The sequence below is a fragment of the Alloalcanivorax xenomutans genome, assembly GCF_032810065.1.
Classification (GTDB): domain Bacteria; phylum Pseudomonadota; class Gammaproteobacteria; order Pseudomonadales; family Alcanivoracaceae; genus Alloalcanivorax; species Alloalcanivorax xenomutans.
The window spans coordinates 74732-88291 of sequence record NZ_CP136538.1 but is presented as its reverse complement, the minus strand read 5'-3'; the positions used below and the strand labels follow the sequence as shown (position 1 = coordinate 88291).

At 63.7% G+C, this 13560-nt stretch carries 17 protein-coding genes; 8 read left to right on the top strand and 9 right to left on the bottom strand.

Features of this window, described 5'->3' with window-relative positions:
• The first annotated feature begins 69 nt into the window (after positions 1–69).
• Complete coding sequence (locus tag RYH70_RS00420; protein ID WP_022997475.1) at positions 70–963, top strand: LysR family transcriptional regulator; 894 nt, start codon at positions 70–72, stop codon at positions 961–963.
• Between the two features lie 47 nt (positions 964–1010).
• Positions 1011–1544: a DUF4136 domain-containing protein gene (locus tag RYH70_RS00415; protein WP_022997474.1), complete on the top strand. Its 534-nt coding sequence runs from the start codon at positions 1011–1013 to the stop codon at positions 1542–1544.
• Here RYH70_RS00415 and RYH70_RS00410 read toward each other — a convergent pair.
• Together RYH70_RS00410 and RYH70_RS00405 are read right to left on the bottom strand one after the other, a co-directional pair.
• Positions 1510–2820, bottom strand: a complete 1311-nt coding sequence (locus RYH70_RS00410; RefSeq protein ID WP_055100247.1) for a sensor histidine kinase — start codon at positions 2818–2820, stop codon at positions 1510–1512. The genes RYH70_RS00415 and RYH70_RS00410 overlap by 35 nt on opposite strands.
• Positions 2817–3479, bottom strand: a complete 663-nt coding sequence (locus RYH70_RS00405) for a response regulator (RefSeq protein WP_026948835.1) — start codon at positions 3477–3479, stop codon at positions 2817–2819. The genes RYH70_RS00410 and RYH70_RS00405 overlap by 4 nt, the downstream gene beginning before the upstream one ends.
• Before the next feature lie 166 nt (positions 3480–3645).
• Here RYH70_RS00405 and RYH70_RS00400 point away from each other — a divergent pair, with 166 nt between their 5' ends.
• Together RYH70_RS00400 and dsbG are read left to right on the top strand one after the other, a co-directional pair.
• The gene (locus tag RYH70_RS00400) at positions 3646–4455 is read left to right on the top strand and encodes a TlpA disulfide reductase family protein (protein WP_055100248.1); all 810 of its coding nucleotides are present in this window, start codon (positions 3646–3648) and stop codon (positions 4453–4455) included.
• Between the two features lie 4 nt (positions 4456–4459).
• The gene (dsbG, locus tag RYH70_RS00395) at positions 4460–5050 is read left to right on the top strand and encodes a thiol:disulfide interchange protein DsbG (RefSeq protein ID WP_167374798.1); all 591 of its coding nucleotides are present in this window, start codon (positions 4460–4462) and stop codon (positions 5048–5050) included.
• 15 nt (positions 5051–5065) lie between these two features.
• On the opposite strand, the gene RYH70_RS00390 is transcribed toward dsbG, so the two are convergent.
• The 3 genes from RYH70_RS00390 to pyrR all read right to left on the bottom strand — a co-directional run bounded on the left by RYH70_RS00390 (position 5066) and on the right by pyrR (position 8030).
• Positions 5066–6349 (bottom strand): dihydroorotase, encoded by a 1284-nt coding sequence (locus tag RYH70_RS00390; RefSeq protein WP_022997469.1) that lies wholly within the window; start codon positions 6347–6349, stop codon positions 5066–5068.
• Positions 6339–7358, bottom strand: coding sequence for an aspartate carbamoyltransferase catalytic subunit (locus RYH70_RS00385; RefSeq protein WP_022997468.1), 1020 nt, complete (start codon positions 7356–7358; stop codon positions 6339–6341). The genes RYH70_RS00390 and RYH70_RS00385 overlap by 11 nt, the downstream gene beginning before the upstream one ends.
• A gap of 144 nt (positions 7359–7502) precedes the next feature.
• Complete coding sequence (gene pyrR, locus RYH70_RS00380; RefSeq protein ID WP_022997467.1) at positions 7503–8030, bottom strand: bifunctional pyr operon transcriptional regulator/uracil phosphoribosyltransferase PyrR; 528 nt, start codon at positions 8028–8030, stop codon at positions 7503–7505.
• A gap of 157 nt (positions 8031–8187) precedes the next feature.
• On the opposite strand from pyrR, the gene RYH70_RS00375 reads away from it, so the two are divergent.
• On the top strand, positions 8188–8790 hold the full coding sequence (locus RYH70_RS00375) for a DUF2780 domain-containing protein (RefSeq protein ID WP_022997466.1): 603 nt from the start codon (positions 8188–8190) through the stop codon (positions 8788–8790).
• A 49-nt stretch (positions 8791–8839) separates the two neighbouring features.
• Here RYH70_RS00375 and ruvX read toward each other — a convergent pair whose 3' ends face one another.
• From ruvX to gshB, 4 genes are all read right to left on the bottom strand, one after another.
• Positions 8840–9244, bottom strand: a complete 405-nt coding sequence (gene ruvX / locus RYH70_RS00370; protein WP_026948831.1) for a Holliday junction resolvase RuvX — start codon at positions 9242–9244, stop codon at positions 8840–8842.
• Entirely contained in the window at positions 9244–9807 is a 564-nt protein-coding gene (locus RYH70_RS00365; RefSeq protein WP_022997464.1) for a YqgE/AlgH family protein, read from the bottom strand. The genes ruvX and RYH70_RS00365 overlap by 1 nt, the downstream gene beginning before the upstream one ends.
• A 53-nt stretch (positions 9808–9860) precedes the next feature.
• A complete protein-coding gene (locus tag RYH70_RS00360; protein ID WP_022997463.1) occupies positions 9861–10727 on the bottom strand; it encodes an energy transducer TonB in 867 nt (288 codons plus the stop codon).
• Between the two features lie 90 nt (positions 10728–10817).
• Positions 10818–11771, bottom strand: coding sequence for a glutathione synthase (gene gshB / locus RYH70_RS00355; RefSeq protein ID WP_080530118.1), 954 nt, complete (start codon positions 11769–11771; stop codon positions 10818–10820).
• 232 nt (positions 11772–12003) lie between these two features.
• Here gshB and pilG point away from each other — a divergent pair, with 232 nt between their 5' ends.
• The 3 genes from pilG to RYH70_RS00340 are packed head-to-tail and all read left to right on the top strand — an operon-like array spanning position 12004 to position 13365.
• Complete coding sequence (gene pilG / locus RYH70_RS00350; RefSeq protein ID WP_014992438.1) at positions 12004–12387, top strand: twitching motility response regulator PilG; 384 nt, start codon at positions 12004–12006, stop codon at positions 12385–12387.
• Positions 12388–12433: 46 nt separating this feature from the next.
• Positions 12434–12802: a twitching motility response regulator PilH gene (gene pilH, locus RYH70_RS00345; RefSeq protein ID WP_022997461.1), complete on the top strand. Its 369-nt coding sequence runs from the start codon at positions 12434–12436 to the stop codon at positions 12800–12802.
• 14 nt (positions 12803–12816) lie between these two features.
• Positions 12817–13365: a chemotaxis protein CheW gene (locus RYH70_RS00340; protein WP_022997460.1), complete on the top strand. Its 549-nt coding sequence runs from the start codon at positions 12817–12819 to the stop codon at positions 13363–13365.
• Positions 13366–13560 lie beyond the last annotated feature (195 nt).

Sequence of the window (13560 nt, the reverse complement as noted above, 5' to 3'; positions counted from 1 at the left end):
ATCATTGTCTTTTCGTCTGATCCGATATAAAACAGCAACTATTCGAGCAATATCTTCGAAATATCTGATATGTCGACCAAAATTTCCCTGGACCAATGGCAAGCCCTGATCGCCGTGGTGGACGAAGGCGGGTACGCCGCCGCCGCCGAGGCGTTGGGCAAAAGCCAATCCGCGATCAGCTATGCCGTGCAGAAGATCGAAACCGAGCTGGGTATCCGCGCCTTCACTTTGGAGGGCCGCCGCGCCAAGCTGACGGAAACCGGCGATATGCTCTACCGGCAGGCCAAGCTGTTGCTGGAAGAAGCGGGCCGTATCGAAAACTCGGCAATCCAGTCCAGCCATGGCTGGGAACCTCTGGTGCGGCTCGCGGCGGACGCCTTGTTTCCCCGTCAGCAGGCGTTGTGCGCTCTGGTCACTCTGGCGGAGGAAAGCCCGCTGACCCGGGTGGAGTTCCAGGAAACCGTATTGTCGGGATCCGAGGAGGCGCTGCTCCGGCACGAAGCGGACGTGGTGGTTACCGGCCGGGTACCGCCCGGGTTCATGGGCGATCATCTGATGCGGGTGCGCTTCATTGCCGTGGCCGCTCCCGGCCACCCCTTGCATCAGAAGGGCGAACTGAGTCTGGAAGACTTGCGTGCGCACCGCCAGCTGGTGATCCGGGATTCCGGCAAGCGCCGCCTGGATTCCGGTTGGCTCGGCGCCGAACAACGCTGGACCTTCTCCTATGGCGGCAGCCGGCGGGAAGCGCTGCTGCGCGGGTTGGGGTTCGCCTGGGCGCCGGAAACCGAGGTGGACGGCGATCTCGAAGCGGGAACCCTGCAGCCCCTGCCACTCAAGGAAGGCGGCGAGCGCTACGGTGACCTGTACCTGGTCTACGCCGACGGCCAGTACGCCGGCCGTGCCGCGCGATTCCTGGGTGATAGCCTGAAAGCCAGTTGCCGGAACCCGAACACTGATCATTAATCATACCCGGTCTATACTGAAGCTAGATTCGCTCTGGAGGCCTTCCCATGCGCAGTACCGTTGCTCTGATCCTTGCCCTCCTGCTAACGGGGTGTGTCGCGCCGGTGGTCATCGACCAGCGCGCGCAGACTGATTTCAGCCAATACCACAGTTATGCCTTCGATCCGCCGAAAGAAGATCAGGAAGCCCTGAGCCTGGACGGTCAGCGAGTGCAAAAAGCGGTGCGCGAGGCACTGGCCAACGGCCCGCTGCAACCCGCTGATGAGAGCAGCGCCGATCTGCTGGTGCGCTACCGCTTCGTTCCGGTGGACCGCTTCCAGGGCAGTTCGGTGCAGTTCGGCTTCGGTTTCTGGCGAGATCGCTACGGCCTGTCCACCACGACTCCGGTGGAAGGACAAACCAACCAGGAATACCGCCTGCAGATCGCCCTGGTGGACCGCGGCGACAAGCAGGTGGTCTGGCAGGGCACCAGCCGCGACACCCTCTATTTCGAGATGGCCACGGAACGACGGGCGGAGCGTATCGATACCATGGTTCGGGAAATGTTCAATCGTTATCCGCCGGTGGCCACCCCAGACTGACAAGCAGCCCGCCCGACGGACGGTTTTCCAGCCGCAACCGCCCCCCGGTGCGGGCCATGATACTGGCGACGATGGCCAGTCCCAGGCCATGGCCTCCGTCATGGCCGTGCCAGCCCCGATCCAGAACACGCCGTTGCCGCGCCTCGGGAATACCGGGCCCCTGGTCGGCAACCGTCAGCCAGCACAACCCCTCCTTCTCTTCGAACCCGATGCCAATCACGCCCTGCCGGGGGCTGTGGCGCAACGCGTTATCCAGCACATTGCGCACGGCGATCCGAACCAGCCCTTCCGGTGCCAGCGGCACTAATTGACCACCCTGCGCCAGCTCCCATCGGAGACTCTGGCCAGGAAACTCCTCCAATACGCTGGCCGTCACTTCGGCCAGGGGCGGACAGGGCGGCGCTTCACCGGGGACGCGGTCCTCGCGCGCCAGCGCCAATAACTGCTCCAGGCTGCCTCCCAGCCTCACGCTGGCCTGCTCCGCCGCCGCCAGCGCCCGTTCCGCCTGTTCTCCGGAAGTGATCCGCGCCACCTGGAGCTGGGTGCGAATCGCCGCCAGCGGCGTGCGCAGCTCATGAGCCAGGTTATCGGTCAGTTCCCGCTCCCGGGTCAGCGCGCGGCCGCTTTGCGCCAACCAGTGATTCAATGACGCCACCATCGGCGCCAACTCACCGGCTCCCGGCGCCAGTGTCAACGGCCGGGTATCCTCCAGATCCCGCGCCGTCAACTGCTTGCGCAGCGAGGACACCGGTCTGAGCGCCCGTCCCACCGCCCACCAGACCAGCGCCAGACTGGCCAGCAGACCGGTCACCAGCGTCACCATCAGCATCACCGCCATACGATGGAGGAAGCGGGTCCGGCCACTGACGCGCTCGGCGGAAGCCACGCGCAAATCGCCCTCGGTAATGGTGTAGATGCGCCAGGCCTCACCATCCAACTGGCGCTCGCCGAAACCGTCCTCCGGCAGCACCAGCTCCCCCGGCGGCGCCCCGGCACTGCGCGCCAGGATCTCGCCGCGCAGTACACTGACTTCGCAGGCGATGCCCTGGAAAGGCATGTCATCCGGGTTGTCCACGGCCTGGTCCGGCGTGGCGCCACTGGCGGTGATCAGTGAAGCCACCATCCGCGCCGAGGCCGCCAGACGATGGTCGAGCATGTCCGACAGCCGGTCCCGGGTTTCACCATGCAGCCAGATCGCCAGCGGCAGCCATAACAACAACAGCCCCAGTCCCAAAGCCCAGAGCAGGCGCGCGCGCAGACTTTGTGCATGAATCACGGCGGGCTCCCCAGCCGGTAGCCTTCGCCACGCACCGTTTCAATCAGACTTTCCCCCAACTTGCGCCGCAGGTTGTGAATGTGCACGGCCAGAGCGTTGCTCTCCACGCCACCGGTCCAGCCGTACACACGGTCGGTGAGCTCGTCCACGGTCAGCAATCGCCCCCGACTTTGCAGCAGCGCCTGGAGCAGCGCCCGTTCCCGCCGGGCCAGTGAGACCGGCTGCTGATCCAGCCAAACCCGCTGCTGGCCCGGATCGAAACGCAGGCGGCCATATTCGATCCACGGCACGGCACGGCCTTGAGCACGACGCAGCAAGGCCCGCAAGCGCGCCACCAGCTCATTGAGATCGAAGGGTTTGACCAGGTAATCATCGGCGCCGGCGTCGAGGCCATCGACCCTGTGGGCCACCCGGTCCCGGGCGGTGAGCACCAGTACCGGCTCGTCCCGCTGACGGCGGCGCCAGCGCCGCAGCAGCACCAAACCGTCCTCGTCCGGCAGCCCCAGATCCAGCACCACCACATCGAAGTGGCCGTTGACCAGCGCCTGATCCGCTTCCGCCGCGCGGGTGACCCAGGCCACGGTGAAGCCGTGGGCCTCAAGACCGGCGTTTACGCCGTCGCCCAGCAGGGCGTCGTCTTCCACCAGTAGTACGTGCATTGTCTTCCAGGCTCCAACGAACGGATCACCGGGAGGTCCAGCCCCGGATGTTCCAGAATAGCACCGCCGTATTAGCCCGCCATTAACGAGAGGCGGGCCGCGACGGGCTAATGGTGTGTTAATCCACGCCCCGCACACTGAGCCGAGTTTTTTGGAGGAGCCGCGAATGACCACCTTCACGCTGGGCCCGCTGGCCCTGCCATGGATGGCGATGCCCTGGCTGGCTTTGTTGCTGAGCGCCTGGCTGACCACCGTGTGGCGGCGCCGGAGCGGCCGGGCGGACGCCGAGCCTTTGCTGTGGTGGCTGCTGACCGGCGCCCTGGTCGGTGCGCGCCTGGCCTTTGTTGGCCGCTATTGGGATCAATACGGCCTGAGCTGGGCGCTGATCGACATCCGTGACGGCGGCTGGTGGTGGCCGGGCGGGGTGGCCGGCGCGGTCGTTGGCGCCGCGCTGGGCTGGCCGCGTCATCGTCAGGCCGGCGGCGAACTGCTGCGGACGCTGGCGGTGGGCGCCGTGGCGGCCGTGCCAGTGCTGGCCACGGTAATGGCATTCAGCGGCGTGCGCCCCATGGCTCCCGATGTGGCCCTGCAGGACCTGCAAGGGCGCCCCGCGGGCCTGCTCGACGACGGCCCGTCGCCATTGACGGTGGTCAACCTGTGGGCCACCTGGTGCCCGCCATGCCGCCGGGAAATGCCGGTATTACAGCGGGGACAACAACACTACCCCGAGGTGGATTTCGTTTACGTGAACCAGGGCGAGAGCAGCGCCCGGATCCGCAGCTATCTCACCGACCAGTCATTGCGCCTGCAACGGGTCCTGGCCGATCCGCACAGTGATCTGCTGCGCGCCCTGGGCAGCAGCGCGCTGCCCACCACGGTGCTGATCGATGCCCGGGGCCGCCTGGTTGGCAGCCATGTGGGCCCGCTTTCCGACGCCAGCCTGCGCCATCTGCTGGCTCCGTACATCAAGGAGTAACGCCATGCTTCGTTCACTGTCCCTGCCATTGCTGTTGATGGCCGCCCTGTTCATCGTCCCGCTGGCACACGCCGACGATCAGGAGGATCAGGCCGCCGTGCAAAAAAGGGTCTTCGAGATGTTGGAACAAAGCCATTGGGTGGCGGAAGGCGCGGACGATCCGGAGCGGGTGGTGTACATGTTTACCGACATGGAGTGCCCGTATTGCGCCAGCCAGTGGCAAATGATGCGGCCATTTCTGCAGAACGCGGACAACGACGTCCAGGTGCGTCACATCATCGTCGCTCTGATCAAGCCCACCAGTCTGGGCAAGGGCGCGGCGGTGCTCGATGCCAAGGATCCGCAAGCGGCTCTGGACAAAGCCCAGGGTGATTTCAACCAAGGTGGCATCGAGCCGTTGCGGGACATCCCCGCCGAGGTGGAAAACGCCCTCCAGGCCAATACCATCCTGATGATGCAGCTTGGCTTGCGCGGTACGCCGGCGACCCTGTTCCTGGATCCCAACGGCCGCTTGCAGGCGGCGCCGGGGCTGATGAACGAGGAGGTTCTGGCCTCGTACGTTTTCCAGACCCGGCCGGCGCCGAAGGCGCCGTGACCGGGATTCGCCGGGCTATTCGGCCAGCCAGCTCACCTCGCCATTACACAGGGTGCGGCGCACCGAGCCGGGCAACACGGCATCAAACCAGGGCGAGTTACGGCCGCGGGAAAGCCAGCGCTCATTCATGACACGCTGCTCATCCGGCGCCACCACCGCCAGATTGGCCATCCGCCCGGTTTCCAGCTGACCCGCGGGAATCCCCAGGCAACGGGCTGGCGCCGAGGTCACCGCGTCCAGTGCCCGGTGCAGCGGCAAGGCACCATCCTGAACCAGTTTCAGTACCAGCGGCAGCAGGGTGTCGAGCCCGGAGATACCCGGCCGGGTGGACGGGAACGGCGCGGCCTTGCTGAACGAGCCCAGTGGTTGATGTTTGGAACAAATGGCATCCAGCGTGCCGTCGGCCACCGCGTCCAGTAACGCCTGCCGGTCCTCCACCGTACGCAGCGGCGGCAGCACGTGGCAGCGGCTGTCGAAGCCCTCGAGGGCGGACTCGTCGAGAAGAAGATGGTGAATACTCACATCCGCTGTAACGGGCAGTCCACGGCGTTTTGCTTCCCGAATCAAGGCCAGAGAATGGCGGCTGGAAATCTGCTGGAAATGAGCCCGCACCCCGGTGGCCTCCACCAGCAACAGGTCCCGGGACAGGGCCACCGATTCCGCCACCGCGGGAATGCCAGGCAAGCCGAGACGGGCCGCCACGGCGCCGTCGTGGGCGCAGCCTCCGGCGGTCAGGGAAGCGTCCTCGGGCCGGAACAGCACCAGCAAATCAAAGGTCGCGGCGTATTCCAGACAGCGCTTGAGGGTGAGGGAACTTGCCACGGACGCGCCGGCCTGGCCCACCGCGATACAGCCGGCCTGGGCCAGGGTCTGCATTTCCGCCAGATGTTCACCCGCCAGCCCCTGAGTCAACGCCGCCACCGGCAGGGCCCGGGCAAAGTTGGCCTGCCCGGCCTGTTCCCGGATCAGGCGCACCACCGCGGTACTGTCCACCGGGCCGCAGTCCGGCTGCACCGCCATATGGGTGACCCCCCCGCCCGCGGCGGCGCGGCATTCCGAGGCCACGTCACCGGTCCAGGGGCCCTCACCGGGCAGCGACAGATGCACGCAACTGTCCACCAGGCCGGGAATCACCCACAGCCCTTCGGCTTCCATGATTTCCGCCCCCGGCGCGTCCAGGCTGGCGCCCACCCGCACCAGGCGGCCTTCCTCCACCAGCAGGTCGGCGACGTCGTCACGGCCGGAGGCCGGGTCGATCACCCGTCCCTTGCGGATCAGCAGGTTGGCTTTAGTGTCCATGGCCGCTCTCCTCCCGGGCTGCCTGAGCCGCATCCAGACTCTCCTGGCCGCTGATGGCCATGGACATCACCGCCATGCGCACGGCGATGCCGAAGGTAACCTGGTTGAGAATCACCGAGCGGGGTCCGTCGGCCACTTCCGAAGCGATTTCCACACCCCGGTTGATCGGCCCCGGATGCATGACGATGGCGTCCGGTTTGGCGTGACTGAGCTTCTCATTGGTCAGGCCGTAAAGGCGGAAGAACTCGCCTTCGCTGGGCAGCAGTGCGGAATCCATACGCTCTTTCTGCAAGCGCAGCATGATCACCACGTCCACATCCTCGATGCCCTGGACCATGTCGGTGAATACGGTGGCACCAAGCGCGTCGGCATCCGCCGGCAGCAGGGTGCGCGGCGCGATCACCCGCACTTCCTCGGCGCCCAGGATATTGAGCGCGTGGATCTGGGAGCGGGCCACCCGTGAATGCAGAATGTCCCCGACGATGGCCACCTTCAGGCCCTCGAAGCCGCCCTTGTAGTGGCGGATGGTGTACATATCCAGCATCGCTTGAGTGGGGTGCGCGTGACGCCCGTCACCGGCATTGATGACCGCCACTTTCGGCGTCACCTGCTCGGCGATGAAAAACGGCGCGCCGGAATCCTGATGGCGTACCACGAACATATCCGCCGCCATCGCCTCCAGATTGCGAAGGGTATCCAGCAGCGTCTCGCCCTTGCTGGTGGCGGACTTGGCGATATCCAGTGTGAGCACGTCCGCGCTCAAGCGCTTGGCGGCCAGTTCGAAAGTGCTGCGGGTCCGGGTGCTGGATTCAAAAAACAGATTGACCACGGTTTTGCCACGCAGCAGCGGCACTTTTTTGATCGCCCGTCCGCCGACGTCGACGAAACCGGCGGCGGTATCGAGGATGTCTTCCAAAAGCGGGCGGGAAAGGTGTTCCAAGGAGAGAAAATGGCGCAGCTTTCCATCATCGGTGAGCTGCACGCGGGAGGAGGGCGGCGCAAGCGTCATTCCTGAAACCTTATTTCCAGGGTCTGTGGGCACGGACAGAACCTATGGCATGCTCCGCGGCCGGGATGCGCGGATCCGCCACATTCTAACTATTGACCGGGGCAGAATGCTATGGAGCTGGGCATAATGCCAAAGTTTACGACATCAGTGTCCGTTCCGGACGGCCTGCACCGATGCTTCCAATTGATCCGGTCCGCTCAGTTCCACCCGTTGATCGGCGGGCAGGGACAACACCTCGCCGCAAATATCGGCGCGAATAGGTAACTCGCGCCGACCAATATCGAATAACACCATCAGCCGTATCGAGGCCGGACGGCCAAAATCAAACAACTCATTCATGGCGGCACGAATGGTGCGGCCGGTCATCAGCACATCGTCCACCAGGATCAGATGCGCCCCTTCCACGTCGAACGGCAATTTAGACGGTTTGATGCTTTTCTTCAGACCGCGCTTCTCGAAATCATCGCGGTAGAAATTGGCGTCCAGGAACCCCAACGGCAACGGTGTGCTCAGGCGCTCGTTCAAGGCTCGCGCCACCCAGGCACCACCGGACTCGATACCCACCAGGGCGGTGGTGCCGGCATCGTCCGCTCCGCCCATGCTTCCCATGCTCTCCAGCGAGGACGCCATGTCCCGCAGCAAGGAGTCAATCTGTTCCGGATTCCAATGCAAGGTCATCTCCTCGGCCTGTTGTGCTGGCCGTCACTTCGCAGCAGTCTAGCCGTTGCCGGCTGAATTGAAAAACAGGTTTACATCACGGGACCCACCATGGCTTTCGGAGTACACTGCGCAGCTTGTTTCATGTCACTTCGATTACTAAGGAACGGTTATGAACCAAATGATTCGGATTGCTGTGGGGGCGGTTCTGGCAGGAACCCTGGGCGCCAACGCTCACGCCTTTGACCTGAAAGGTATGGCCGACAAGGCCACCAAGGCCGTGGACGACGCCAACAAGGCGGTCAGCGAGCAAACCGACAAAGCCAATGGCGCCATCAATGCCGCCTCGGAGCAGGGCCAGGCCAACCTGGACCAGGTTACCGGCCAGTGGCAAGTGGCTGGTGACGCCAAGAACATGGTCGACACCCTGTCCAGCGACCTCGGCGTCAGCCAGGCCCAGGCCGCCGGCGGTTCCGCCGCGCTGCTCGCCCTGGCCCAGACCAAACTGGATGCCAGCCAGTTCAGCGGCGTTACCGACAAGGTATCCGGCCTGGATCAAATGCTCGGCAACAGCCAGGAAAGCAGCGGCCTGCTCGGTAGCGTGCTGGGCAACGTGAAAAGCCTGCAAGGCGTGCAAACCGCGTTCAGCGCCATGGGGCTGAGCCCGGACATGGTGAGCCAGTTCGCACCGACCATGCTTAAGTTCCTGGGCGGCCAGGGCGTGGCCGACGGCGTGCTTGGATCCCTGCAGCAACTGTGGACTCCGGCCGGCTAAACGCCGACAGCGTCACGGCCAGCCGGTCGTGACGCCGCCGAGCCGGGGCTCAAGGCGTCACTGGCTCGGCGCCATTCAGATACCCCTCCGCGATCACTACCGCGGCCATGGAATCCACCTTCGGATCCGGCCCTCTGGTGGCGGTGCGCTCCCGCGCTTCCCGGGTGGAAAGCCGTTCATCCACCATATACACCTTCAGTCCGAACCGCCCCTGGATGCGCCGGGCGAACTTGCGCGCGCGCTCGCTGGAATGGCTTTCGCTGCCATCCATGTTCAAAGGCAGCCCCACCACCACCAGTTGCGGGCGCCACTCATCCAGCAACGCGGCCATCTGTTGCCAGTCGGGCTGTTCGTTCTTGCAGGACAGGGGCGGTAACGGCGAGGCGGTACCGATCAGGGCATTGCCGCTGGCGACACCGATTTTGCGGGTTCCGTAATCAAAGGCGAGCAGAATCAACCGTGTCCCACCTGAGTGGCGATCAGGCTCATATCCACGCCCATGCGGGCAGCCGCGGCATGCCAGCGCTGTTCAAACGGGATCTCGAACACCAGCTCCGGGGCGCTGGGGGTGCTCAGCCAGACATTATCCGCCAATTCCTGCTCCAGCTGGCCCTCGCTCCAACCGGCATACCCCAGGCACACCAGAGTGGATTCCGGCCCCTCACCCACGGCGATGGCCTCGAGAATGTCCCGTGAGGTGGTCATGCACAGCCCATCCGCCAACATCAGGGTGGACTGCCAGTGGCGCTCCACATCCCGGTGCAACACGAACCCGGCTTCCTGCTGGATCGGGCCGCCGGCCACCACCTGATGGCGGCTGGAAGGCGGCACCTCCACCTCGATCTCCATATCCGCCAGGATATCGTGCAGGCTCAAGCCGGCCGGACGGTTCAGGGTCAGCCCCATGGCCCCTTCCGGATTGTGCTCAACCACATAGGTCACGGTGCGGTCGAAGTTGGGATCGTCCAGTTGCGGCATGGCGATCAGGAACTGGTGTTTCAGGCTGTTATGCGTCATGGGCCCAGTATCCGGGGAGCGCGGGACCAGGGCAAGAGTAGAGGGGTGCCGGATCAGCGTGAGGAGACCTGCCGGTTGGCATCGAACTGCCAGGTACGGATGATCTCCAGCACGTCCATATGTTCGCGCATCTCCGTGGAAAAGGGCTCAAACGGCGCCGACAGGCGCACACTCTGCACCGCCGCCTCATCCAGGAAGGCATGCCCGGAGGACTGCAACACCCGAATGTCGCGGATGTCACCGCTCTTGCCCAGCGCCACCATCAGCCGCACCCCGCCGAAGGTATTGCTGGTCAGCGCCCGGGCCGGGAAATGGCGGGTCCCGGTGACTTCGACTTTGCGGCGAAAGGCGTCGATATAAAGCGCTTCGTAATGGGCCTTGGTGGAAACCGAAGTGAGCCGGCGCACCCGTGGCCGTTTGGCATAGGCCTGCTTCTGTTGATCCAGGCGCGCCTGCAGGCTGGCGATCTCACGGCTGAGCTGATCCAGGCTGTCATCACGGCGTTGTGGTTCGCTGGGCTCCTGTTTCTGCTCTTGCCGAGGTGGTTCCGCGCGTGGCGAAAAGGAATGCGTCACGATCACTTTCTGGCGCGACACCGGACGGGGAGGCGGCGCACTGTCCGGCTCCAACTGCACCGGGCGCGGCCGGGCGTCGGTGAACGGCGCCTGCTCGGTGGTGGTCAGCTCCTGTTTTTCTTCTTCGTCGCCGGCCCCCTCCTGGTTGGCCTGGGCAATAAAGTCCGCCTCGTCCGGCGTCTGGTCGCTACTGTGAGTCGCCAGTGTCACATCCAGTGTCCGCGGCGCGGCGCGGGGCCGCTCTGGTGCGAAGCCGACACCGAACAGCACCAGGCCGTGCACGGCCAGCGCCATGAAGAGTGTGAAGCCGAGGCGATCGGCGGCGGTAACCTGAGCAGAGGCCATGAGTCGTGTCGTCAATAACCGGATGATGTCGGGCCGGTGGGCCGGCCCTGTTATAGGAGTCGTTATTGTCCGGCCCGTTTTGTTGTTTCGCTAGGACCGGTTGCGCATTTCCAGCAAAGCATCGAAAAGCTGCCCGGCGATATTGATGCCGTAAATGGCGTCCAGCTCCCGCGCACAGGTGGGACTGGTGACGTTGATCTCGGTGAGATAGTCACCGATCACGTCCAGGCCGACGAAGTACAGCCCCCGCTCGCGCAGCACCGGCCCTACCTGTTCGCAAATCCAGCGATCACGGTCGCTCAGTTCCCGACCCTGGCCGGTGCCACCGGCCGCCAGGTTGCCGCGGAACTCACCTTCCTTGGGAATACGTGCCAGGGCGTAAGGCACCGGTTCCCCATTGATCATCAGGATGCGCTTGTCGCCGCTGGTGATCTCGGGAATGAATTGCTGCGCCATGATCGGCGTGCGCCCGTGATCGGTCAGCACCTCGATGATCACGCTGGTGTTGGGGCTGTCCTTGGATACCCGGAAGATATTGGCGCCGCCCATGGCATCCAGCGGCTTCATGACGATGTCATTGAACTCCGCTACAAAGGCCCGCAACTGATCGGCGCGGCCGGAAACCAGGGTCGGCACACAGCATTGCGGGAAATCGGTGGCGAACAGTTTTTCGTTGCTGTCACGAACACTGCCGGGACGATTCACCACCAGGGCGCCCTCGCGCTCCGCTTTTTCAAGAATATAGGTGGCGTAAATGTACTCCGCGTTAAATGGCGGATCCTGGCGCATCAGGATCATGTCCAGATCCGGCAGCGAGGTCTGCGTGGCATCGCCGAGTTCGAACCAGTGATCATTGTTGTCTTCCACCCGCAGCGGCCGGGTGGTGGCCAGTGGCCGGCCATCACGGACGTACAGATCCCCCGGCTCCATGTAGTGCAGCCGCCAGCCGCGCCGCTGAGCTTCCAGGAGCAGGGATAAGGTGGTGTCTTTCCAGGGTTTTATGTGGGCGATGGGATCCATCACCACACCGATATCAAGGCTCATGGTGGCTCCAGGCAAGAGGACGACACCGCATGTTAGCAGTGCGCGGGAATGCTCGCTACGGGATGCTTTTCTCAAGTCCCACAGGGTCTTATAGATTGATTGTAGAAACTGTGTTAAAACCTCGGCGTGGGCTGAAAGACCCCGAAGCCCTGCCTATCGCGACACTATAAAAAGATTCCTCATTACAAGGTGTCGCGGCCTGTATTTGAATCACGGTGAAAGGCAGTTCTCAATGACTGACAATTTTCAAGACCTCAAGGTCATGGTGATCGACGATTCGAAAACCATTCGTCGTACCGCCGAGACCTTGTTGAAGAAAGCGGGTTGTGAGGTGATTACCGCCACCGACGGGTTCGATGCGCTTGCCAAGATTGCCGACAGCAAGCCGCGAATCATTTTCGTGGACATCATGATGCCCCGGCTGGATGGCTATCAGACGTGCGCCTTGATCAAGAACAACAGCGCGTTCAAGCAGACACCGGTGATCATGCTCTCCTCGAAGGACGGCTTGTTCGATAAGGCCAAGGGCCGCATCGTGGGATCCGATGAATACCTGACCAAGCCTTTTTCCAAGGACGAGCTACTGGGCGCCATCCGTCAGCATATCAGCGCCTGAAACGAGCGCCTGACCGGAGCCACCCAGCTCAACCATAGAGGAAAAGATGGCACGGATTCTTATTGTCGATGACTCTCCCACGGAGACGTACAAGCTGCGGGAGATTCTGGAGAAACACGGCCACCAGGTGCTGGAAGCCAGCAACGGGGCCGACGGTGTGGCGACTACCCGTTCCGAACAGCCGGACCTGGTATTGATGGACGTGGTGATGCCCGGCCTCAATGGTTTTCAAGCCACCCGGCAGTTAACCAAGGGCGCGGACACCCGACACATCCCGATTGTTATCGTCACCACCAAGGATCAGGAAACCGACCGGGTTTGGGGCAAACGCCAGGGCGCCCGGGATTATCTGACCAAGCCGGTGGATGAAGCGGTTTTATTGAAAACGGTCGAGCGTCAGCTCACCGGAGCGTGACGAGGGGGTCGCCGATGAGCGCCGCGTCCACAGCCTATTTGAAACTGGCGGATTACTTCATCCGTTGCCGCGACAATGCCGCCAACCTGCCGGAGGAGCAGGAGGTCACGCCTTATTGGAGCGGCGTGGGGTTTTCCCTGAACGGCCACCGTCTGGTGGCGCCGTTGACGGAAGTGGCCGAGATTCTATCACCGCCGGCCTGTGCCCGGGTGCCCGGTGCTCAGGATTGGGTTCGCGGGGTGGCCAACGTTCGTGGGCGTTTGATGACCGTGACCGATTTGAACCGGTTCCTCGAACGCGCCTCGGAAGTGGCCGAAGGCCGGCGCCGGCTGCTGGTGCTGGACCGGGACGAACTCTACACCGGAGTGATGGTTGATGATGTTTTGGGGATGCAACATTTTCCGGTGGAAAACCGGGTGACGGCACCGCCGCGCCCGGAGGAAAGCCCAATGGCCGCTTATCTGGATGGGGGCTACCGTCGGGACGGGGAATACTGGTCCGTGTTCAGTCTTGCCCGGCTGGCACGGGATCCGCGCTTTATGCGCGCTGCCAGCGGGGAATGAGCAACCGAACGTAGCAGTGCAAAGCAGGCGGCGGGGGATGAACAACGGGCAATGAGCAATGGAGAGTGACCGCGGGGGGAGGGCGCCGTGCCGGGGGGAATATCGACACACGTCCATGGCAGCCATTGCGGCTCCAGAATCGCCGGGAACGGTTTTCGACGTCGAGCCAATGACTGCCCGGGGAGGGAGCCGCCA